This is a genomic window from Pseudomonas sp. MWU349 (genome assembly GCF_017947325.1).
Lineage (GTDB): Bacteria > Pseudomonadota > Gammaproteobacteria > Pseudomonadales > Pseudomonadaceae > Aquipseudomonas > Aquipseudomonas protegens.
Genome location: NZ_JAFEVP010000002.1, coordinates 510203 through 531679, shown reverse-complemented (window position 1 = coordinate 531679; position 21477 = coordinate 510203). Strand labels below are relative to the sequence as shown.

At 63.2% G+C, this 21477-nt stretch carries 17 protein-coding genes and 1 pseudogene; 2 read left to right on the top strand and 16 right to left on the bottom strand.

Annotation, left to right across the window (positions count from 1 at the left end; genetic code table 11):
• Window positions 1-7: 7 nt before the first annotated feature.
• From gcvH to arcD (KCG88_RS09620), 7 genes are all read right to left on the bottom strand, one after another.
• A complete protein-coding gene (gcvH, locus tag KCG88_RS09650; protein ID WP_047288709.1) occupies window positions 8-391 on the bottom strand; it encodes a glycine cleavage system protein GcvH in 384 nt (127 codons plus the stop codon).
• Between the two features lie 313 nt (window positions 392-704).
• Window positions 705-2213 carry a sigma-54-dependent transcriptional regulator gene (locus tag KCG88_RS09645; RefSeq protein ID WP_047288707.1) on the bottom strand — a complete coding sequence of 503 codons (1509 nt, stop codon included), beginning with the start codon at window positions 2211-2213 and terminating at the stop codon, window positions 705-707.
• A 160-nt stretch (window positions 2214-2373) separates the two neighbouring features.
• Complete coding sequence (locus KCG88_RS09640) at window positions 2374-2733, bottom strand: DUF5064 family protein (RefSeq protein WP_047337628.1); 360 nt, start codon at window positions 2731-2733, stop codon at window positions 2374-2376.
• Window positions 2734-2805: 72 nt separating this feature from the next.
• On the bottom strand, window positions 2806-3735 hold the full coding sequence (gene arcC, locus KCG88_RS09635; RefSeq protein WP_047337627.1) for a carbamate kinase: 930 nt from the start codon (window positions 3733-3735) through the stop codon (window positions 2806-2808).
• A gap of 62 nt (window positions 3736-3797) precedes the next feature.
• Entirely contained in the window at window positions 3798-4808 is a 1011-nt protein-coding gene (locus tag KCG88_RS09630; RefSeq protein WP_047288702.1) for an ornithine carbamoyltransferase, read from the bottom strand.
• 77 nt (window positions 4809-4885) lie between these two features.
• Window positions 4886-6142 (bottom strand): arginine deiminase, encoded by a 1257-nt coding sequence (gene arcA, locus KCG88_RS09625; protein WP_047288700.1) that lies wholly within the window; start codon window positions 6140-6142, stop codon window positions 4886-4888.
• Window positions 6143-6186: 44 nt separating this feature from the next.
• Entirely contained in the window at window positions 6187-7614 is a 1428-nt protein-coding gene (arcD, locus tag KCG88_RS09620) for an arginine-ornithine antiporter (RefSeq protein ID WP_011062888.1), read from the bottom strand.
• 453 nt (window positions 7615-8067) lie between these two features.
• Here arcD (KCG88_RS09620) and arcD (KCG88_RS09615) point away from each other — a divergent pair, with 453 nt between their 5' ends.
• Together arcD (KCG88_RS09615) and KCG88_RS09610 are read left to right on the top strand one after the other, a co-directional pair.
• Complete coding sequence (gene arcD, locus KCG88_RS09615) at window positions 8068-9495, top strand: arginine-ornithine antiporter (RefSeq protein WP_047337625.1); 1428 nt, start codon at window positions 8068-8070, stop codon at window positions 9493-9495.
• Window positions 9492-10361, top strand: coding sequence for a DNA-3-methyladenine glycosylase (locus KCG88_RS09610; RefSeq protein WP_210712286.1), 870 nt, complete (start codon window positions 9492-9494; stop codon window positions 10359-10361). The genes arcD (KCG88_RS09615) and KCG88_RS09610 overlap by 4 nt, the downstream gene beginning before the upstream one ends.
• Before the next feature lie 44 nt (window positions 10362-10405).
• Here KCG88_RS09610 and KCG88_RS09605 read toward each other — a convergent pair whose 3' ends face one another.
• The 9 genes and pseudogenes from KCG88_RS09605 to gap all read right to left on the bottom strand — a co-directional run bounded on the left by KCG88_RS09605 (window position 10406) and on the right by gap (window position 21330).
• Window positions 10406-11761: a CoA transferase gene (locus KCG88_RS09605; RefSeq protein ID WP_210712285.1), complete on the bottom strand. Its 1356-nt coding sequence runs from the start codon at window positions 11759-11761 to the stop codon at window positions 10406-10408.
• 98 nt (window positions 11762-11859) lie between these two features.
• On the bottom strand, window positions 11860-14004 hold the full coding sequence (locus KCG88_RS09600; protein WP_210712284.1) for a methyl-accepting chemotaxis protein: 2145 nt from the start codon (window positions 14002-14004) through the stop codon (window positions 11860-11862).
• A 186-nt stretch (window positions 14005-14190) separates the two neighbouring features.
• Entirely contained in the window at window positions 14191-14592 is a 402-nt protein-coding gene (locus KCG88_RS09595) for a YbaN family protein (RefSeq protein WP_047288689.1), read from the bottom strand.
• Window positions 14593-14709: 117 nt separating this feature from the next.
• Window positions 14710-15318 (bottom strand): biliverdin-producing heme oxygenase, encoded by a 609-nt coding sequence (locus KCG88_RS09590; protein ID WP_047337621.1) that lies wholly within the window; start codon window positions 15316-15318, stop codon window positions 14710-14712.
• Between the two features lie 112 nt (window positions 15319-15430).
• Window positions 15431-18049: a TonB-dependent receptor gene (locus tag KCG88_RS09585; RefSeq protein ID WP_210712283.1), complete on the bottom strand. Its 2619-nt coding sequence runs from the start codon at window positions 18047-18049 to the stop codon at window positions 15431-15433.
• A gap of 121 nt (window positions 18050-18170) precedes the next feature.
• Window positions 18171-19139, bottom strand: a complete 969-nt coding sequence (locus tag KCG88_RS09580; RefSeq protein WP_047337619.1) for a FecR domain-containing protein — start codon at window positions 19137-19139, stop codon at window positions 18171-18173.
• A 113-nt stretch (window positions 19140-19252) separates the two neighbouring features.
• Window positions 19253-19771 (bottom strand): RNA polymerase sigma factor, encoded by a 519-nt coding sequence (locus KCG88_RS09575; protein ID WP_011062879.1) that lies wholly within the window; start codon window positions 19769-19771, stop codon window positions 19253-19255.
• Between the two features lie 73 nt (window positions 19772-19844).
• A pseudogene (locus tag KCG88_RS09570) lies at window positions 19845-20310 on the bottom strand (methylglyoxal synthase).
• 15 nt (window positions 20311-20325) lie between these two features.
• Window positions 20326-21330, bottom strand: a complete 1005-nt coding sequence (gap, locus tag KCG88_RS09565) for a type I glyceraldehyde-3-phosphate dehydrogenase (protein WP_011062877.1) — start codon at window positions 21328-21330, stop codon at window positions 20326-20328.
• Window positions 21331-21477 lie beyond the last annotated feature (147 nt).

Here is a 21477-nt window from a genome sequence, read left to right as displayed (position 1 = left end):
CGGCTCCTCAGGCTTCGGCGCTGGCTTTGATCAGGCGGTCGTAGGCGTCCTGGTCCAGCAATTGGCCAACGGCAGCGGCATCGGCAGGGATGAAGCGGAAGAACCAGCCTTCGCCCAGCGGGTCTTCGTTGACCAGTTCCGGGCTGTCTTCCAGGGCCGGGTTGGTGGCGATCACTTCACCGTCCAGGGGCATGTACACGCCGCTGGCGGCTTTCACCGATTCCACGGTGGCGGCTTCGGCGCCCTTGTCGTAGCCCTGCAGCTCCGGCAGTTGCACAAACACCACATCGCCCAGGGCGTTCTGGGCGAAAGCCGTAATGCCGACGGTGACACTGCCATCCGCTTCGGTACGCAGCCATTCGTGATCTTCAGTAAAACGCAACTCGCTCATGGAAACTCCTCAGGGGCCAGACTCGTCTGGTGGACGCGATTGAAGGCTCGGACAGCGCCGAGCCGAATGGCAATGTCCATAGCAAGAACACGGCCAATATTTATTTGGCCGTTGTAAATCAAGGGGTTGAGGTTTTTTTGTAGAGGATGGAATGTCACGACCGTAGCGAAAACGCTACAGCGCGGGGTGCGGAAAAAAGGCTTTGAGGATCAAAGCCTTGCACGGCAGCGATTGCAAGGCGTTGTAGCGAAATCGTTCCACTGTAGCGCTTTCAGTACAGATGGAGGTCGCTTTCAGGGCGGCAGGCGCAAGCTCAGGCCTTGTTGGGAATGCCGTATTTGCGCAGGCGATGGGCTATCGCGGTATGGGAGGTCTGCAAGCGGTTGGCCAATTGCCGGGTCGAGGGGTAGCTGACGTAGAGGTTTTCCAGCAGTTCCTTTTCGAAGGCTTCCACGGCCTGTTCCAGGCTGGCGACTTCGGCATCGTTCTGGCGGGCTACCGAGGTGCCGGCAATGTCCAGGTCACCGATGTCCACCAGGTTGCTCTCGCAGATCGCCGCCGCACGGAAGATCACGTTCTGCAATTGCCGCACGTTGCCCGGCCAGCGGTTGCCCAGCAGCGCCGGGTAGGTCCCCGGCGTCAGCCGGCACACGGGGCGCTGGATCTGCGCGCAGGCCTGCTGCATGAAGTAGCGGGCCAGCAGCAGGATGTCCTGGCCGCGTTCGCGCAGCGGTGGCACTTCCACGTTCAGCACGTTGAGGCGATAGAACAGGTCTTCGCGGAAGGTGCCTTCGTTGACCATTTTCTCCAGGTCGCGGTGGGTGGCGCTGAGGATGCGCACATTGACCTTGATCTCGCGATCCCCACCGACCCGGCGAAAGCTGCCGTCATTGAGAAAGCGCAGGAGCTTGGCCTGCAGGTAGGGCGACATCTCGCCGATCTCATCGAGGAACACCGTGCCCTGGTTGGCCAGTTCCATCAGCCCCGGCTTGCCGCCGCGCTGGGCGCCGGTAAAGGCGCCGGGGGCATAGCCGAACAGTTCGCTCTCGGCCAGGTTTTCCGGCAGTGCCGCGCAGTTCAGGGCCAGGAACGGTGCGCTATGGCGGGCGCTGATGGCATGGCAGGCGCGGGCCACCAGTTCCTTGCCGGTGCCGGTTTCGCCCTGGATCAACAGCGGCGCGTCCAGCGCTGCGACCCGCTGCGCCCGGGCCTTGAGGGTGCGGATCGCCGGTGATTCGCCGAGCAGGGCATCGAAGCCTTCGGCGTGGTCGTGATGCAGGGCCGAGAGCCGTTCACCGATGCGGTTGGGCGGGTACAGGGTCAGCAGGGCGCCGGCGTCGGTAATGGGGGTGGCGTCCAGCAGCAGGGTCTGGCCATTGACGGTGATCTCCCGCAGCGGCAGGCGAAAGCCGTTTTCCAGCAGGGCCTCCAGCAGTGCGGGGTCGGCAAACAGCTCGGCAACGCTTTCCCCGGCCGGTTCGCGGCCATACAGGGCGATCAGCGCCGGGTTGGCCAGCAGCACTTTGCCGGCACTGTCCAGGGCCAGCACCGGATCGGTCATGGCCGCCAGCAGGGCGTCCAGTTGCAGGTGCCGACGTTGCCCGGGAAGGATGTCCACCACCGTCACCGCCTGCACGCCACGTACGTTGAACAGCGCATCGCGCAGTTCTTCCAGCACCTGGGGGCTCAAGGTCGGGGCATCGATATAGACGTTGGGCGGCACCATTTCCACCGCATCCAGGTTGAGGTTGCGCCCGCCCAACAGGGCCAGGACTTCCTGGGTGATGCCGACGCGGTCGATGAAGCTGACGTGGATACGCATGGGGTGACTGACGGTTCTGCAAAGCGGAGGGTGGCCAGTATGCCTTGGGGCGGGGGCTTAGTCGAAATCGTCACGCATGCCGCAGGAGCCGGCTAGCCGGCGAAGGCGGGCCGGGCAGCGATGCAGGGCCGTGGTCAGTTCGCCGGCACGGGATCGGGGGTTACGCAAGGTGCTCGGGTTTCACCGGGTCGCCGGGCTTGACGTCCAGTTGCTTGCGTACGTCCTCGAACATTTCGTCGTAGTACTTGTGCATCGAGGCAATGCTGGCGCTCTTGGGCAGGCCGTGCTGCTGGGCGATACGGGTGGCGTGGCGGGCGAAGTCGAAGGCCAGGTCCTTGGCCAGGAAGAACTGCTCCTTCAGGGACTTGTCTTCGATGGTGCCGTGCAGGGTGAACAGCATGCCCTTGCCCTCCTTGGGGTCGTGGGCCACTTCGTAGTCAATGCACAGGTTGTAGCTGAAGTCGTCCTTGTTCAGCGCATGGCGCTCGATGTGCAGGTGACCGGGCTCAAACATGGCCATAGGCTTCTCTCCTCCAGGGCTTTGAAAGGAGGGCAGGCGCCGGGCCTGCCCCGAGTTTTCACTGCAAGCGTCTTACAGGTAACGGATGCCAGGTTGCGCGGTGCTGATGCGGGTGCCGGCCTTGCCCTGGACGATCGCTTCGATGTCCGAGAGTGAACCGATCACGGCGGTTTTGCCAGTGTGCCGGGCAAATTCGCAGGCGGCCTGGACCTTCGGCCCCATGGAGCCGGCGGCAAAGCCCAGCTTCTCCATTTCGTCCGGGTGGGCCTGGCCGATGGCCTTCTGGGTTGGCTTGCCGAAGTCGATGAACGCCGCGTTGACGTCGGTGGCGATCACCAGCAGGTCCGCCTCCAGCTGCTCGGCCAGCAGCGCCGAACACAGGTCCTTGTCGATCACCGCCTCGATGCCCTTGAGCTTGCCGTCCTCGCCGTACAGGGTGGGGATGCCGCCACCGCCGGCGCAGATCACGATGCTGCTTTTCTCCAGCAGCCACTTGATCGGACGGATCTCGAAGATGCGCTTGGGTTTCGGGCTGGCCACCACCCGGCGGTACTTGTCGCCATCCGGGGCAATGGCCCAGCCTTTTTCCTTGGCCAGCTTCTCGGCTTCTTCCTTGCTGTAGACCGGGCCGATGGGCTTGGTCGGGTTCTTGAATGCCGGGTCCTTGGCGTCCACTTCCACCTGGGTCAGCAAGGTGGCGAACGGCACCTCGAAGTCCAGCAGGTTGCCCAGTTCCTGTTCGATGATGTAGCCGATCATGCCTTCGGTCTCGGCACCGAGCACGTCCAGCGGGTAGGGCGAAACCTGGGTGTAGGCCGCTGCCTGCAACGACAGCAGGCCGACCTGTGGGCCATTGCCGTGGGCAATTACCAGTTGGTTGCCGGGGTGGATCTTGGCGATCTGCTCGGTGGCGATGCGGATGTTGGCGCGCTGGTTGTCCGCGGTCATGGGTTCACCACGGCGGAGCAGGGCGTTACCGCCCAGTGCAACGACGATACGCATAATGCAGTCCTTCTAGAGTCCGGTGCCGGCGCCGCCTGGGCGGCGCCGGTACTGGAGGGGGATTACAGGTCGGCCAGGGTCGAAACCAGGATCGCCTTGATGGTGTGCATGCGGTTTTCCGCCTGCTCGAAGGCGATGCAGGCGGGCGACTCGAACACGTCGTCGGTCACTTCAATGCCGTTGGCCAGGTGCGGATACTGCTCGGCGATCTGCTTGCCGACCTTGGTATCGCTGTTGTGGAAAGCCGGCAGGCAGTGCATGAACTTGGTCCGCGGGTTGCCGGTGGCTTTCATCAGCTGGGCGTTGACCTGGTAGGGCAGCAGTTGCTCGATACGCTCGGCCCAGGCTTCCACCGGTTCGCCCATGGAGACCCAGACGTCGGTGTGAATGAAGTCCACGCCCTTGACCGCGGCTTTCGGATCTTCGGTGAGGGTCAGACGGGCACCGCTTTCTTCTGCGTATTTCTTGCAGCGCTGTACCAGGTCGTCATGGGGCCACAGGGCCTTGGGCGCGCAGATGCGCACGTCCATGCCGAGCTTGGCGCCCACCAGCAGCAAAGAGTTGCCCATGTTGTTGCGCGCGTCGCCCAGGTAGGCGTAGCTGATCTCGTGGATCGGCTTGTCGGCGTGCTCACGCATGGTCAGCACGTCGGCGATCATCTGGGTCGGGTGGTATTCATCGGTCAGGCCATTGAATACCGGAACCCCGGCGAATTTCGCCAGTTCTTCGACGATTTCCTGCTTGAAGCCGCGGTACTCGATGGCGTCGTACATGCGCCCCAGCACTCGGGCGGTGTCCTTCATGCTTTCCTTGTGGCCGATCTGCGAGGAGTTGGGGTCGATGTAGGTGACGTTGGCGCCCTGGTCATAGGCCGCCACTTCGAAGGCGCAACGGGTACGAGTCGAAGTCTTTTCGAAGATCAGGGCGATGTTGTTGCCCTTGAGGTGCTGCTGCTCGGTGCCGGTGTACTTGGCGCGCTTGAGGTCGCGGGACAGGTCCAGCAGGTAGCGCAGCTCACGTGGGGTGTGGTGTTCCAGGCTCAGCAGGTTACGGTTGTGGATGTTGAACGCCATGATGATTCTCCTTGGATTCGGTAATCGGCCCGACCGGCGCCGGATAGGCGCGGTCGGACTGCTGGTCGTCTAAAGGCTTAGTAGTCGATCGGGTCGCGGATGATCGGGCAGGTCATGCAGTGGCCGCCGCCACGGCCCCGGCCCAGCTCGCCGGCGCTGATGGTGATGACCTCGACCCCGGCCTTGCGCAGCAGGGTGTTGGTGTAGGTGTTGCGGTCGTAGCCGATGACCACGCCGGGCTCCACGGCCACCACGTTGTTGCCGTCGTCCCATTGCTCGCGCTCGGCGGCGAAGGCGTTGCCACCGGTTTCCACCACGCGCAGGGCCTTGAGGTTGAGGGCCTTGGCCACGGTATCGAGGAAGCTGCCCTCCTCGCGGCGCACATCGATGCCGCCGGGCTTGCTTTCGTCAGGGCGCAGGCTGAAGGCGACGATCTGGCTCACCACTTCCGGGAAGACCGTGACCAGGTCGCGGTCGCAGAAGCTGAACACGGTGTCCAGGTGCATCGCCGCGCGGGATTTTGGCAGGCCGGCGACGATTACCCGTTCCACGGCCTTGTGCTTGAACAGGTTCAGCGCCAGTTGGCCGATGGCCTGGCGCGACGAGCGCTCGCCCATGCCGATCAGGACCACGCCGTTGCCGATGGGCATCACGTCGCCGCCTTCGAGGGTGGCGTTGCCGTGTTCCTGGTCCGGGTCGCCGTACCAGATCTGGAAGTCGGCGTTGGTGAACTCGGGGTGGAACTTGTAGATGGCGGTGGTCAGCAGGGTTTCCTGACGTCGCGCCGGCCAGTACATCGGGTTCAGGGTCACGCCACCGTAGATCCAGCAGGTGGTATCGCGGGTGAACTGGGTGTTGGGCAGCGGCGGCAGGATGAAGCTGGAGTGGCCGAGGAAGTCGCGGAACATCTCGATGGTCTTGCCACCGAAGCTGGTGGGCAGGTCATCGGCCGATACACCGCCGATCAGGTACTCGGCGACCTTGCGCGGCTCCAGGCTGCGCAGCCAGGAACCGACTTCGTTGACCAGGCCCAGGCCGACCTGGTTGGCGGTGATCTTGCGCTCCAGAATCCAGTCCAGGGCTTCGGGGATGGCGACAATGTCGGTCAGCAGGTTGTGCATTTCCAGCACATCAATATCCCGCTCACGCATCTTGGTGACGAAGTCGAAGTGGTCGCGTTTGGCCTGGGCCACCCACAGCACATCATCAAACAGCAGTTCATCGCAGTTGTTCGGGGTCAGCCGCTGATGGGCCAGGCCTGGGGAACAAACCATGACTTTGCGCAGTTTGCCGGCTTCGGAATGTACGCCGTACTTAACTTTTTCCGTGGTCATTACTGTGATCCTCCAGAGACAAAACAATCGGGGTATTGCTAGAGCTATAGGGTCAGGAAGCCGTCGTAGAGTCCGTAGGCCGCCACCAGGGCGCCTATGACTACTGCGGCAAAAATCAGCTTCTCGACGTTGGTGAAAATCGGTTTGTGCAGTTCCATCTTGGCCTTGGCGAACAGCACCACGCCGGGGGCGTAGAGCAGGGCCGAGAGCAGCAGGTACTTGACCCCGCCGGCATACAGCAGCCAGATCGCATAGAGCAGGGCGATGCTGCCGATGATCAGGTCCTTCTTGCGTTCGGCCAGGGCCTGTTCATAGCTTTCGCCGCGCACGGCCAGCAGTACTGCGTAGGCCGCCGACCACAGGTAGGGCACCAGGATCATCGAGGTGGCGAGGTAGATCAGCGACAGGTAGGTACTGGCCGAGAACAGGGTGATGACCAGGAAGATCTGCACCATGGCATTGGTCAGCCAGAGGGCGTTGGCCGGTACGTGGTTGGCGTTCTCGCGGCGCAGGAACTCCGGCATGGTGTGGTCCTTGGCCGCGGCGAACATGATCTCCGCGCACAGCAGCACCCAGGACAGCAGCGCCCCCAGCAGCGAGATGATCAGGCCGACGCTGATCAGTACCGCGCCCCAGTGGCCCACCACATGTTCCAGCACTGCCGCCATGGACGGGTTCTGCAGCTTGGCCAGTTCCGGCTGGGTCATGATCCCCAGGGACAGTACGTTCACCAGCACCAGGAACAGCAGCACGGTGATGAAGCCGATGACGGTGGCCTTGCCCACATCCGAGCGTTTCTCCGCCCGGGACGAGAAGATGCTCGCGCCCTCGATGCCGATGAACACCCACACGGTGACCAGCATCATGTTGCGCACCTGGTTCATCACGCTGCCCAGGTCCGGATTCTTCACGCCCCAGATGTCGGCGGTGAAGATGTCCAGCTTGAAGGCGAACAGGGCGATCAGCACGAACAGCAGCAGCGGCACCACTTTGGCAACCGTGGTCACCAGGTTGATGAAGGCCGCTTCCTTGATGCCGCGCAGCACCAGGAAGTGCACGGCCCAGAGCAAAACAGAGGCGCCGATCACGGCCGCGGGGGTGTTGCCCTCGCCGAAGATCGGGAAGAAATAGCCCAGGGTGCTGAACAGCAGGACGAAGTAGCCGACGTTGCCCAGCCAGGCACTGATCCAGTACCCCCAGGCGGAAGAGAAGCCCATGTAGTCGCCGAACCCGGCCTTGGCGTAGGCGTAGACGCCACCATCCAGGTCCGGTTTGCGATTGGCTAGAGTTTGGAAGACGAAGGCCAGGGTCAACATGCCAACAGCGGTAATTGCCCAACCAATAAGAACAGCACCAACATCGGCGCTGGCGGCCATGTTTTGCGGTAAGGAGAAGATCCCGCCGCCAATCATGGAACCCACTACCAGGGCGACTAAGGCGCCCAGTCTTAGTTTACCGGGGGATTCAGACATTGCATGACTCCAATGCAGGAGAAGAGAGACGTCAGAGTAAATCTGCTTGCAATCCGAACAGCTGACTCAGATCAGTTCATTACTGCATTCCGTTGTGAATGAATGACTTAAGATTTGTTACGGGAGGTAGGATGCTGCCCGGAGAGGGGCATTCCAGACGTGTTTCGATCTCCTTGTCAGTAGCGGTTCTCATTGCCGACGACGTTTGAAACTAGACCCTTTTGAGGAATGTGCAAATCTCTCAGCGGCATTGATTAATCACTTGGTAGTGATGGCATTTAGTGCATATACATAACAAAACAGTCGGTTATTCAGGGCCTTCTGCGAGGTGTCCAGAGTCCCGTTGCATAAAGGATAAATAATTGACTGTTACTGTTAGACGCAAATTTGTAGAAGTTATTTAATAGCGTGTAGCTTTAGTCGCCAGATCGACTCACTGAAGAAGAGGTAGGGATGTCACAACCGGCGCAGAAGCTGCAACTCGGTGCATTGATCGCCCTGGTGGTGGGTTCCATGATTGGCGGCGGGATCTTCTCGCTGCCGCAGAATATGGCGGCCCGGGCCGATGCCGGAGCGGTGCTGATCGGCTGGGCCATCACCGCGGTGGGGATGCTGACCCTGGCCTTCGTCTTCCAGACCCTGGCCAACCGCAAGCCGGAGCTCGATTCCGGGGTCTATGCCTATGCCAAGGCCGGGTTCGGCGACTACATGGGCTTCTCTTCCGCCTGGGGGTACTGGATCAGCGCCTGGCTGGGCAACGTCGGCTACTTCGTCCTGTTGTTCAGCACCCTGGGCTACTTCTTTCCAGTGTTCGGCCAGGGCAATACCCCGGTGGCCATCGGCTGTGCCTCGGTCCTGCTGTGGGCCGTGCATTTCCTCGTGTTGCGGGGGATCAAGGAGGCGGCCTTCATCAACCAGCTGACCACGGTGGCGAAGATCGTGCCGCTGGTGATGTTCATCGTCATCGCTGCCGTGGCATTCAAGGCGGATATCTTCACCCGGGATATCTGGGGCCGCAGCAATCCGAATTTCGGCGGTGTGATGGACCAGGTGCGCAACATGATGCTGGTCACGGTGTTCGTGTTCATCGGCATCGAGGGCGCCAGCGTGTATTCGGCCCGGGCGCAGAAGCGCGCCGATGTCGGGCGGGCCACGGTGATCGGTTTTCTCGGGGTGCTGGCGCTGCTGGTACTGGTCAACGTGCTGTCGTTGGGGATCATGAGCCAGCCGGAGCTGGCGCAATTGCAGAACCCTTCCCTGGCTGCAGTGCTGGAGCACATCGTCGGCCCCTGGGGCGCCTTGCTGATCAGCATCGGCCTGGCGGTTTCCCTGCTGGGGGCCTTGCTGTCCTGGGCCTTGCTGTGCGCCGAGATCCTTTACGCCACTGCCCGGGACCGGACCATGCCGGCTTTCCTGAAGAAGGAAAACGCCAACCATGTGCCGGTCAATGCCTTGTGGCTGACCAACGTGATGATCCAGATCTTTCTGCTGATCACCCTGTTCTCGGCCGGCACCTACACCAGCCTGATCTACCTGGCATCGTCGATGATCCTGGTGCCCTACCTGTGGTCGGCAGCCTATGCGGTGTTGCTCAGCGGCCGCGGGGAAACCTACGAGCAGGCCTCCCGGGAACGCAAGAAGGACCTGTTCATCGCCACCGTGGCCCTGAGCTACGCCATCTGGCTGCTGTACGCCGGCGGCTTGAAGTACCTGCTGCTGTCGGCCTTGCTGTATGCGCCTGGGGTGATCCTGTTCGCCAAGGCCAAGCATGAGCAGGGCGAGCCGTTGTTCACCCCGCTGGAAAAGCTGATCTTCACGGCCGTGGTCATCGGCGCCTCGTTGGCGGCCTATGGCTTGTACAGCGGCCTGCTGGCGCTGTGATTCAGCACCTGCCCTACCAGGGCGCCTACGACTGGCCGGCGATGCTGGGCTTTCTCAGGGCCCGCGCCATCGAAGGCCTGGAGGTGGTGCAAGGCGATACTTATGCCCGCACCTTCGCGCTGGAGGGGCGGCAAGGCATCTTGAGTGTCTGCCCGGGGCCTGCCGGCTATTTGCAGGTGAAGTTGCAGAGGGCCGAGCAGGCCCTGCTGCCCCAGGTGCAGGCGCGCTTGCGCCGGCAATTCGATCTGGACGCGGACCTGCCCCTGATCAACCGCCATCTGGCCCGTGATCCGCTGCTCGCGCCGTTGCTGGCGGCACGCCCGGGCCTGCGAGTACCCGGGGCCTGGGATGGTTTTGAACTGGCCATTCGCGCCGTGCTGGGCCAGCAGATCACCGTGCAGGGCGCGATCCGCCTGGCGGGCAAGCTGGTGGCGGTGCATGGCCGGCCCCTGGCCAGTCCCGCTCCGCAGTGGCCCGGTCTGACCCACCTGTTTCCCACGCCCCAGGTGCTGGCCACTGCCAGCCTGGCCGACCTGGGGATGCCCCGCAGCCGGGCACGCACCTTGTCTGCCGTGGCCCAGGCCTTGCTCGACGATCCACTTCTGTTCGAACCCAGGGCCAGCCTGCAACAGGGGGTGGAGCGCCTGTTGCAATTGCCGGGAATCGGCGATTGGACCGCGCACTACATCGCCCTGCGCCAGTTGCGCGAGAGCGATGCCTTTCCGGCGGCGGACGTAGGCCTGTTCAACGCTGTGGCACGTCTGCAGGGGCTGCGGCCCAATGCCCGCCAACTGCTGGCCCGAGCCGAGGCCTGGCGGCCGTGGCGCGGTTATGCGGCGCAGCATTTGTGGGCGGCCATGGGCTGAAACTGTTCGCTGGTCTCTGCGGGATCAACTGGCAGCCAGGGCCTTCACCACCATCTGGGGCGATGGGCGCCCAGGGCGGTGGCCGGGCAACTCCACTGCACCGGCGTTCCATTGATGTGCAACGGCACCCGCAGGCGCCGCGCCGGCCCCCAAGGGGTCTGTTCCAGCACCAGCCCCTGGTCCTTGTCGTCTTCGGCGCGCAGTGGAGTTTCGGCGGTCGCTGATGGGGAATGATCAATCAGCAATTGGGCGGTGCGGGCCAGGGACAGGCGCGCCGATGCGCCCTGCTCGCCGCTCAGGGACCGGGTCAGTGCCCGCAGGGCGCTGGCTGCCATCAGGTAACCGGTGGCGTGATCCAGGGCCTGGACCGGCAGTGGTACAGGCCTGTCCGCGGCTTTCCAGGCCATGCCGGCTTCGGCGATGCCGCAGCTCATCTGCACCAGGCTGTCGAAGCCCCGGCGGTTGCGCCAGGGGCCGCTCCAGCCGTAGGCATTGAGGCTGACTTCGATCAGCCCCGGAGCGATTTTCTGGCGTGCCTGGGCGTCATAACCCAGGTGTTCCAGGGCATCGGCGCGGTAGCCATGCAGAAGCAGGTCGGCCTGCGCCAACAGGCCTTCGAACAGGGCACGCTGTTCAAGGTCGTGCAGGTCGAGGCGCGCGCAGCGTTTGCCCAGGGTCACCTCCGGCTCCAGGGCCGGCTCGTTCCAGTGTGGCGGATCGATGCGCAACACCTCGGCGCCCAGCCCCGCCAGCAGGCGGCTGGCCACCGGGCCGGCCAGGACCCGGGTCAGGTCCAGTACCTTGAGCCCAGCCAGTGGCCGGTCGACGCGCCCCATCCAGGTCTTGTGCCGCTGATCGGCCTGGGGCAGCCAGTGCACCAGGGGTTCGCTGTTTACCGCCTGGCCCTGGGGGTGGGCCTGCCACTGTGCCCAGCTGCGCATCTGCGCGGCACAACCGCCCTGGTCGACTATCGCCTGTTCCAGTTCCAGGGCGTTCCAGCTGGCCACCTGGGCGGCCATGGCCGAGCGTTCGGTCACCACTCCCAGTACCCGTTCGGCGGCGGCCCGGTGCTGGGGGGCATTGGTGTGCAGGCGAATCCAGCCATCACGGCTGGGGTAGTCGCCGGCAATCGGGTCCCAGGGTGATGGCAGGCTCCAGCCGTGGGGGCGGATCGAGCCGGCGAACCAGAACGAGGCCAGGCGCCGGTCGACGCTGACCTCAGGGAGGCGCCCGGTCCGGCTGTACAGGAGTTCAGCGACTGCCTGCCCGGCAGCGGCAATGCTGGCGCTGGCCAGGTCGGTCACGGCGAAGGCCGAGGGCAGGGCGCCCTGGCCGGTTTGCCGGATGCTTGAGGGCGCCAGGCCCAGCGCGGCCTGGATGGATGCGAGTAACTCGGTCATGGCCCACTCCGCGAATCAGAGGAGGGCATTGCACCCTGAAACTGCCGCGGCTGTCGATCACCCCTGGTCATCGGCCGCGGCTGGCGCCAGAGCTGCGCTTACACGCGGAACTGATCCATGAGTTTCATTTGCTGGGTGGCCAGGGCATTGAGCTGGCTGCTGACCTGGGCCGACTCACTGGCCTGTTCGGTGAGGGTTTCGGTCACGCTGCGAATTGCCGAGACGTTGCGGTTGACCTCTTCGGCCACCGCGCTCTGCTGCTCGGCAGCGCTGGCGATCTGCAGGTTCATGTCGCTGATCACGGTGACCGCGTCGCTGATCTTGCCCAGGGCCTGGACTGCCTGCTGGATCTGCCCGGCATTGTTCTGCGCCTGGCTCTGGCTGGCGTGCATGGTGTTGACCACATCCCGGGTGCCGTTCTGGATGCGCTCGATGACCACGCGGATTTCCTCCACCGAGTCCTGGGTGCGTTTGGCCAGGTTGCGCACTTCATCGGCCACCACCGCGAAGCCGCGACCGCTTTCCCCGGCGCGGGCCGCTTCGATGGCGGCGTTGAGGGCCAGCAGGTTGGTTTGCTCGGCAATGCTGCGGATCACTTCCAGCACCGACCCTATCTGTTCGCTGCTCACCGCCAGGGCTTCGACTTCCCCCACCGCCTTGCTCACCTCGTCGGCCAGCAGGCTGATGTCCCGGGTGCTGCGTTCGATGATGCTCATGCCGTCCTTGGCCGACTGGTCCGCGCCGCGGGCGGCCTGGGCGGCATTGGAGGCACTGTTGGCGACATCGTGGGCGGTAGCGCTCATTTCGTTGGAGGCGGTGGCCACTTGATCGATTTCGCGGAACTGCACCTGCATGCCTTCACTGGTCTGGCGGGCGATTTCCGAAGACTGGTCGGCGGTGCCCCGGGCTTCGGTGATGCTTTGCTTGATCTGGGCGATGGTCGGTTGCAGCTTGTCGAGGAAGCGGTTGAACCAGCCCACCAGTTCGCCGAGTTCGTCTTTCTTGCTGTAGTCCAGGCGCTGGGTCAGGTCGCCGTCGCCGCTGGCGATGGCCTTGAGCATCTGCGCCACGCTGTTGATCGGCCGGGTCACGCCCGAGGCGCTGAGCCAGATCAGCAGCAGGCCCAGCAGGCCGGCGCCGACGGCCACCAGTACGGTTTTCACGGTGCCGCTGGTCTGGGCTTCATCCAGCAGGCCTTGCAGTTTTACCGAGTCTGCCAGCAGCACCTGTTGCGGCAGGTCGATGGTGACGCCCCAGGGCTTGGCATCGGCAATCGGGCTGAAGGGGTAGACCGCGCGGATCAGTTCACCCTGTTGCAGGACCTTGTTCTGGCTGCCGGCGAGCACCGCGAGGATATCCTGGCCCTGGGCGCCGAGGGTTTCGCTGATGTTCTTGCCAACCTGGCTGGCATCGGCGCCCACCGCTGCCAGCAAGCCGCTGCCGGCGACGATCATCATGTGCCCGGCACCGTTGAACAGAAAACGCTGGGATTCGCCGGCCGCGGCCTGCAGGGAGTCCAGGGCGATGTCGACGCCAATCACCCCGATGACCTTGCCGTCCACCAGCAAGGGCTGGGAGATGGTGGTCATCAGCACCTGTTTCTTGTCCTCGCCGATGGTGTCGGCGTAGGGGTCCAGCAGGCAGGTACGGCGGCTGTCGCGGGGGCAGGTGTACCAGACGTTGTAGGGGGTGCCGCTGAGGTTGAGGGTGGTCTTGGTCAGGTCGTCCTCCACCATCACGGTGTTCAACTGCTGGCCCCCGGATCGGCTCCAGTAGGTGGCGAAGCGCCCGCGTTCGTTGGAGGCACGGGCTGCGTCATTGAGAAAGTCGCTGTCCTTGCCATCCAGGGCGTCGGGTTCGTAGGCCAGCCAGATGCCGAGTACTTTGGGATTGCGCTCGAAGGCAGTCTTGAGGCTGTGGTTGAGCTCTTCGCGCAGTGCCGCAGCTCCCAGGCCGCGCTTGCTCGCCATGTCACGCAGGTCGCGTACCTGGTCCGCCAGGGCGGTGATCACCAGGTTGCTTTCACCGAAGGTCTTCTGCACCCGGACTGCCTGGTCGGCGGCCTTGGCCTGCAGCAACTCTTGGACCCCGGCGGTGAGCATCCGCGTGCTGGAGGTGTTGACCAGCTGGTTGTTCTGCTGGCTCTGGTACAGGTTCATGCCGACGATCAACGCCACTACGCCCAACAGGCACAATCCGGATAACAGCACTATTTTCAGGCGAATGGAGAGAGAGTCGAACATGGGGGCGATCTCGCGAAAGGACGGATGGAAAGCACGGAATCGGATGACTCCGGTCGCCAAGTCCATTCAGCGCTATGCCCGGAACATCGGCTCGGGCGGCCTTTGCGTGAGGGGCTGCCGACGAACGGTCATGCCCTTGACATATATGGCCTCAGGGGCGATGGCATAGCTGCCAGCGGGCGCAGGTCAAGAGGTTTGCGGCAGGGCTTCGGGGCGTGACCAGATCCACAGGTTGCCCAGGGTCATGCCGGCAATGGCGGCATACATCGTCCAGTGATGGTTGAGCAGGGTCAGCATCAGCCCGGCGCACAGCAGCATGCTGACCGTGGCGCTGACCTTGGCCTTGCGGCTGACGATCCGGCCGTTGCGCCAGTTGTGGAGGATCGGCCCGAACAGGCGATGGTTCTCCATCCAGGCGCTTAGCCGCGGCGAGCTCTTGGTAGCGGCCCAGGCAGCCAGCAGGATGAACTCGGTGGTTGGCAGGCCGGGTACGACGATGGCGATCAGGCCGATGGCCAGGCTGACATAGGCCAGCGCGCCAAACAGCAGGCGGGAAATCTTCGACGAGGAGGGGCGAGTGGGGGTCATGGTTTCGATGATGAGGTAACGCGGCGTACGGCTCAATCCGGGAATGGCGCCGGCCGACAAAATACCGCTGCGGGCAGGGGCACGCCTTGGCGCGCCACCTGCCCGCAACTACGCGGGTCAGGCCGGTTGTGCGGCGCCGGAGTAAGCCTGTTCCAGCAGCACGGTAAAGCGGTTGAAGGCATCCAGGGCACCTTTTTCCGCTGCGGCTTCTTCTTCGGCGGTGAACTCCAGGCTGTCGAGGATGCGGGTGAAGGTTTTCCAGCCTTCGGCGCGGCCACCGGCCGGTTCGCCCAGGTGACGGGCACCGAAGGTTTCGCTCAGGCCCAGGCCCACGGCGCGCTTGATCAGGAACGCGGCACCGAGCTTGGAGCCCTCGGAGACGAAGATCCAGCCCAGGGCTTCGGCCTGGCTTGGGTTGCTGACGGCACCGGCCACTGGTGCAGGAACCTCGGTTTCCAGGTCGGCCAGGTCAGCCTTGGCGGCTTCGGCGCGGCAGCGCTCGGCCAGGTCCGGGACGATCTTGTTCAGTTCGGCATCGTTGTACAGGTCCACCAGTTCCGACTGGAACAGGTACTGGGCCACCACGAAACGGGCGAATGCACCCTGGGTTTCGAAGGGCGCATGGGCCTTGACCAGGGCGTCGAGCTTGGAATGCGGCTCGTGGGTGATCTGGTTCAGGCGTTGGGAGCGCAGGTGGTGACGCTGGGAGGAATCCTGGGAGGTCATGCAGATGTCCTTGAGAATGAGAGGCACTTAGTGACTAGACGAACAAGAAGACGCGACACAGTAAAAAATCCTCACTGCCCTGGATGAAAAAGGGCAGTGAGGTGTCCAGGCGTCAGATATCCCACACCAGGTTGACCGACAAGTTGCGGCCGGGCTGGGTCAGGCGGTCGAGGTTGGCCGGTGCGGTCTGGCCGGCTTCACCGACGCTGTCGTAGCCGCGCACGTCGTCCCAGTTCCAGTATTTCTTGTCGGTCAGGTTGTACAGGCCGGCGTTCACGGTCAGGTCATCGGTGACCTTGTAGAAACCGCTGAGGTCGAGAATGCCGAAGCCCGGGGATTTGAACTGGCTGCTGGTAACACGCCCGTCCGGAGCCTTGAAGGTACTGTCGTCGACCCGGTCCTTGCGCTTGACCAGGGTCCAGCTCAGCAGGGCGCCGTAGTTGTCCTGGTCATAGCCCAGGCCGAACACGCCTTTGAGCGGGTTGACGCTGTTGATCGGTTCGCCGTTGTCGTTGTTGCGACCGTATGCGTAGGCCACCGAGCCGATGCTGTACAGCCCTTGTGGAGCACCAAAGGCGTCGAGGTTGAGGCGGCCCTTGGCTTCCGCGCCCTTGATGGTGGCGTGCTTGATGTTGTTGCTCTGGATGACCGACAACAGTGCACCGGCGGTAATGGCGTCTTCATTGATGAAGTCGCGGTACTGGTTGTAGAACACCGAGACGTCGAAGGAGCCCGCGTCGAAGTTGCCGCGCAGGCCGGTTTCGTAGCTCTTGCTGGTTTCCGGCTTGAGGTTGGAGTTGGGTTCCACTACATAGCCGCCCGCAAGGTTTTCGAAGCGACCGTAGAGTGCCTTGGCCGAGGGGGTACGGAAGCCTTCGGAGTATTGGCCGTAACCGGTGTAATGCTCGTCAAAGGCGTAGGTCAGGCCGAACTTGGGCGATACGCGGTGCCAGGTCTTTTCATCGTCGCTGACCGGGAAGGCACCGGTTGAGTTGGCAACGTTGAGAAACTCCTGAGTCAGCTTGGGCTTGAGCCGGGTGTAGTCGTAGCGCAGGCCCGGTGTGAAGGTCCAGGCGTTCCAGCTGATCTGGTCCTGGACGAACAGGCTGTAGGTGTTGATGGTCGGGTCCGGGAAGTCGCTGGACTTCTTCACGCTGTCACCGGCAGAAGGGCTCGGCGCACCAACCGCGGTACAGCCGGCACCGACGGCCAGGCAGCGGGCGGTGCCATAGCGCGAGCCCGTGACCTTCTGCTGCTTGAGAGTGGTGCCGTAGGTCAACTGGTGATCGGTTTCACCCAGGGCGAAGGCCTTGTCCAGCTGAGCGTCGAACACCCATTGTTTTTCCTGGTACAGGGTTTTCCGCTCACGCTGCACGTCACGCGCCACCGGGCTGAAGATCGACACCGGGTTGTAGCGCTCTGAGGTGGTCTGGTCGGTCTTGGCGATCTGGTAGTTCAGGCTCCACTTGATCTGGTCGGCGATCGGCGAGTTCAGGGCAAAGCTGTTTTCCAGGCCGAAGCGTTCGCGGGTGATGGTGTCGTTGCCGACGCGCGAGCGATACCAGTTCTGGCCAACGCCATTGAGGAACAGGCCACCCACCGCACTTTTCTGGTTGGTGTCGCGGTCGTCCTTGTACTTTTCGTAGGTCAGGCCCAGGCGTGCGTCGTCCGCATAGTTCCAGCCGAGCTTGGCCAGTACGTTGGTGGTCCGGGCGTCTTCCGGGTTGGCGGCAGTGCGGTTCAGGCCGGTGCCGTTGTTGCTGCCATAGGACTCGGTCTCGTGGCCATCACGCTGGCTCAAGTGCAACAGGCCGTCGAATTCGCCGACCCGCCCGGCAAAGGTGCCGGATTTCAGCCAGCTTTCGTCCGCCGAGCTGTAGCCGGTCTTCAGGCGCGCGCCAAAATCCTGGCCGGGCTTGATGATATCGTCGGCGTCCAGCGTGTAGTAGCTGACCGCTCCACCGATGGCGCTGCTGCCGTAGAGCACCGAGGCCGGGCCACGCAGGATTTCCACGCGCTTGACGATTTCCGGGTCGACGTAGTTACGGTTGGTCTTGGCATAAGGGCCGCTGAAGAAGTGATCCGGCACTTCCACGCCGTCCACCTGGGTGAGGATCCGGTCGCTGTCGATACCACGGATGTTGTAGCCGCTGATACCGGCACGCTGGCCTGCACCGCCTACCGAAACTCCGGGCTCATAGCGCACCAGTTCCTTGATTGTGTTGACGTTCTGGCGGTCGAGTTCTTCCCGGGTGTGCACGCTCACGGTGCTGGGCACCGAGTTGATGTCCTGCTCCTGACGGGTGGCGCTGATGGTCACCTGCTGCAGGTTCACCACATTGGCTGCGCTGCGCTTTTCCAGAACGATGTTGTTGTTGCCCAGCTTGCGGTAGCTCAGGTTGGTGCCGCTGAGCAGCCGATCCAGGGCCTTTTCCGGTGGCAGCGAGCCGCGCACGCCCGGGGACGACACCCCGCTGCCCAGCTCCGCTGGCAGGCCCACTTGCCAGCCGGTGACCGCGGTAAAGGCGTTGAGCGCCGATACCAGCGGCTGCTGGGCGATAGCGAAGTTGTAGTTGCCCATGCGCTGGCTGGAGGAGGCCGGGGCATCGGCGGCCATCACGGGGGCAGCGTGGGCGCCGGCCAGCAGGATGGCTGCGGTCAGCAGCGACAAGGTGCAGTTTTGCAGGCGGGCACAGGGAACAGGGGATCGGCTGTTGAGGCGAGGGGACATCGAGAGCGCTCCGGGTCGCACGAAACTTTTATAGGTGCAGATACACATTAAAAATGCGAATCAGTTGCATTGGCTATAACGAGACGTACGACCCGTAGAGATCGCGTAAAAATAATTGTTCTCAGTTGAGAATCACTAGTGCCGGGAACTCGGAAAGCCGTGCCGACGTGATGTGGGCCAGGGAACGCACCACGTCCAGAGGCTGATCCAGGCGGTAGTTGCCGGTTACCGCGACCTTTGCCAGGTGTTCGTTGTTGTTGACGATCCAGCCCGGGTAATAGCGCCGCAGTTCGGCCAGGACCTGGCTCAGGGGGCAGTTCTCGAACACCAGGCGGCCCTGGACCCAGGCCAGTTCCTTGTCGGCGTCGAGCCTGGCCGGCTGGTCGAAGCCCTGGGGCCCGACCCGCACGCTTTCCCCGGCGCGCAGGCGTAGGCGCTGGTCGGCGTGGGTGGCGCGCAGGTCGATGTCACCGCGCTGCACCTGGACTTGGGCCACGCCGTCCAGGTAGCGCACGGCAAAGGTGGTGTCGCGCACGCTGGCCTTGACCGGGCCGGCATCCAGCTCCAGGGGCAGGCCGCGATTGCCGGGGATCTCGAAGAAGGCTTCGCCCTGGTACAGCCGGGCCACGCGCTGGTGATCGTTGATGTCGCTGGAAAAGGCCGAGTTGGTGTTGAGCAGCACCTTGGAGCCGTCTTCGAGCTGCAGGCGCTGGCGCTCGCCGACCTGGGTCAGGTGGTCGGCCTGCAGGCGCAGCGGCAGGTTGCTGAAGCTGAATAATCCGAGTAGCAGCACCGCGGCGGTGGCCAGGGGTTTCCAGTGGGGGCGCAGGCGCGCCAGGCGCGAGACTTTCGGTGGTGCTGCCAGGGTCAGGGCGCATTGCGCCACTTGCGGGCCATTCCAGATCGCCTGGGCCTTTTCGAAGGCCTGGGCGTTGAGCGGTGAAGCCGCCAGCCACTGATGAAACTGGCGCACTTGTTCCTCGTTCGGATGTTCCAGCTCGATCAGCCAATCCAGTGCCTGATCCATGGCCAGGGTGCTTGAGTGCGCGCCGGCAGGGGTGGGCGGCTCGGCGCTGTGAAAATCCGTCACGGGTGTTCCTCGGCTGCGTCTGTGCGCGGCTGTTTTTTCAAGAGAGAGCGAAAGCCGGCCAAGGTTAACAAAGGCTCGGGGCTGCCGCAGTCATTCTGCTCAGCGGTTGAGACTCACTGGCCGTCGAGACGTTCGGCGACGCCAATGCAGATGGCCATGATCAGTTTCAATTCCTTTTGCACCGTGCTCAGTGAAACCCCGAGCTCGTCGGCGATCTCCTGGTAACTGTGGCCGTGCAGGCGGCTGAGGATGAAGATCTGCTGCTGGCGCGGGCTGAGCTGGCCGAGGCTGAGGTTCAGGCGTTCCAGCATCTGCTCGGCGTGGGCTGCGTCTTCGGCACTGCTGACGGGCGCGGCGACATTCTCCACCACCTCCGGCGGTACGTCTTCGAGCAGGGTGCGGCCCTGGATGCGCCGGGCCCGCAGGTGATCCAGGGCGAGGTTGCGTGCGGTCTGGAAGACAAAGGGTTCAAGGTGCGTGATCGGCCGCTCGCTCAGGGCCCGGGTTACGCGCAGGTAGGTCTCCTGCAGCAGGTCTTCGGCGGTGCTGTGGTTGTTGACCATCCGCTCCAGCGTTCGCAGCAGAGAAATGCGTTGGGTGAGGAAGACGTGGTTGAAGTGCGATTGACTCACAGCAAGGCCTGATCCATTTTTTCAGCAGATGATAATGATTGTCATCTACGTCAATGGTCAAGCCTTGCGTGAATTATCCTCGGCCGGCCAGGTAGGCCTGATAGTCGGGAATCCGGTGCTCATGGGCCTGGTTCATCAATGGGCTGCTGAGCAGGTAGTCGGCGCTGCACTCGTTACAGGCCACCGGAATGTTCCACACCGCCGCGACCCGCAACAGAGCCTTGATGTCCGGGTCATGGGGCTGGGGTTCGAAGGGGTCCCAGAAGAACACCAGCATGTCGACCCGTTGCTCGGCAATCTGCGCCCCCCAGTTGCTGATCGCCGCCCAGGGGGCCGCTGATCATGCTTTCCACCGACAGCCCCAGGTGCCTGCTCAGCAACAGGCCGGTGGTACCGGTAGCAACCAGCTCGTGCTCGGCCAGGCGCGCCTTTTGCCGCCCGGCCCACTCCAGGAGGAACGCCTTGCAGTGGTCATGGGCGACCAGGGCGATGCGCTTGCGCGCGGCCATGGTCTTGTGGGTGAAACTGATACCGATCATCGACGAATATCCGTTTTATTCCGCGTTGCACAGGGCCAGGCAGTTATCCAGCATGCGGTTGGAGAAACCCCACTCGTTGTCGTACCAGGCCAGCACCTTGAGCAACCGGCCACCGCTGACCTTGGTGTGGTTGGCGTCGAAGATCGACGACAGCGGATTGTGGTTGAAGTCGCTGGAGACCAGCGGCAGGGTGTTGTAGCCGAGGATCGTCGAGTGCTGGCTGGCGCTCTTGAGCAACGCATTGACCTCTTCGGCGGTGGTGTCGCGCTTGAGGGTCACTGTCAGGTCCACCAGGGACACGTTGATCACCGGTACTCGCACGGCCATGCCGGTCAGCTTGCCAGCCAGCTCCGGCAGCACCAGGCCCACCGCTTCGGCAGCGCCGGTCTTGCTCGGGATCATGTTCTGGGTGGCCGAACGGGCGCGATAGGGGTCGCTGTGATAGACGTCGGTGAGGTTCTGGTCGTTGGTGTAGGCGTGGATGGTGGTCATCAGGCCGTTGTCGATGCCCAGCTCGCGGTGCAGCACCTGGGCCACCGGGGCCAGGCAGTTGGTGGTGCACGAGGCGTTGGAGATGATCTGGTGCGACTGGCGCAGGATGTCGTGGTTGACCCCGTAGACCACGGTGGCGTCGGCGCCCTTGGCCGGGGCCGAGATGATGACCTTTCGGGCACCGGCGGTCAGATGGGCGGCAGCCTTGGCGCGGTCGGTGAACAGGCCGGTGCATTCGAACACCACGTCGATCTTCTCCGCGGCCCAGGGCAGTTCGGCCGGGTTGCGGATGGCGCTGACGGCGATGCGGTCGCCATTCACGGTGAGGCTTTCCTGATCGTGTTCGACTTGGGCGTCGAAAGTGCCGTGTACGGTGTCGTATTTGAGCAGGTGGGCATTGATAGCGCTGTCTCCGAGATCGTTGATAGCGACGATCTGCAGATCCTGGCGATAGCCTTGGGTATAAAGTGCGCGCAGGACGTTACGGCCGATACGGCCAAAACCATTGATTGCGATTCGAAGAGTCATGTGCAAACGCCTGTCGTTGAATTTGTTGTTGGAATTACAAGATTATTCGCATAGAAATAGAAAACAAGCCTTTTTAATGGCAATATTTTGTCTTATCTACAACGAGTGACCTGAATCAACTGGTCCAAATGGTCAGAAACATCCTCC

Bases quoted from the DNA above. Each gene is read 5' to 3' on its own strand.
- gcvH (WP_047288709.1), bottom strand. From the start codon at position 391: ATGAGCGAGTTGCGTTTTACTGAAGATCACGAATGGCTGCGTACCGAA.
- KCG88_RS09645 (WP_047288707.1), bottom strand. From the start codon at position 2,213: ATGCGTATCCACGTCAGCTTCATCGACCGCGTCGGCATCACCCAGGAA.
- KCG88_RS09640 (WP_047337628.1), bottom strand. From the start codon at position 2,733: ATGGCCATGTTTGAGCCCGGTCACCTGCACATCGAGCGCCATGCGCTG.
- arcC (WP_047337627.1), bottom strand. From the start codon at position 3,735: ATGCGTATCGTCGTTGCACTGGGCGGTAACGCCCTGCTCCGCCGTGGT.
- KCG88_RS09630 (WP_047288702.1), bottom strand. From the start codon at position 4,808: ATGGCGTTCAACATCCACAACCGTAACCTGCTGAGCCTGGAACACCAC.
- arcA (WP_047288700.1), bottom strand. From the start codon at position 6,142: ATGACCACGGAAAAAGTTAAGTACGGCGTACATTCCGAAGCCGGCAAA.
- arcD (WP_011062888.1), bottom strand. From the start codon at position 7,614: ATGTCTGAATCCCCCGGTAAACTAAGACTGGGCGCCTTAGTCGCCCTG.
- arcD (WP_047337625.1), top strand. From the start codon at position 8,068: ATGTCACAACCGGCGCAGAAGCTGCAACTCGGTGCATTGATCGCCCTG.
- KCG88_RS09605 (WP_210712285.1), bottom strand. From the start codon at position 11,761: ATGACCGAGTTACTCGCATCCATCCAGGCCGCGCTGGGCCTGGCGCCC.
- KCG88_RS09600 (WP_210712284.1), bottom strand. From the start codon at position 14,004: ATGTTCGACTCTCTCTCCATTCGCCTGAAAATAGTGCTGTTATCCGGA.
- KCG88_RS09595 (WP_047288689.1), bottom strand. From the start codon at position 14,592: ATGACCCCCACTCGCCCCTCCTCGTCGAAGATTTCCCGCCTGCTGTTT.
- KCG88_RS09590 (WP_047337621.1), bottom strand. From the start codon at position 15,318: ATGACCTCCCAGGATTCCTCCCAGCGTCACCACCTGCGCTCCCAACGC.
- KCG88_RS09585 (WP_210712283.1), bottom strand. From the start codon at position 18,049: ATGTCCCCTCGCCTCAACAGCCGATCCCCTGTTCCCTGTGCCCGCCTG.
- gap (WP_011062877.1), bottom strand. From the start codon at position 21,330: ATGACTCTTCGAATCGCAATCAATGGTTTTGGCCGTATCGGCCGTAAC.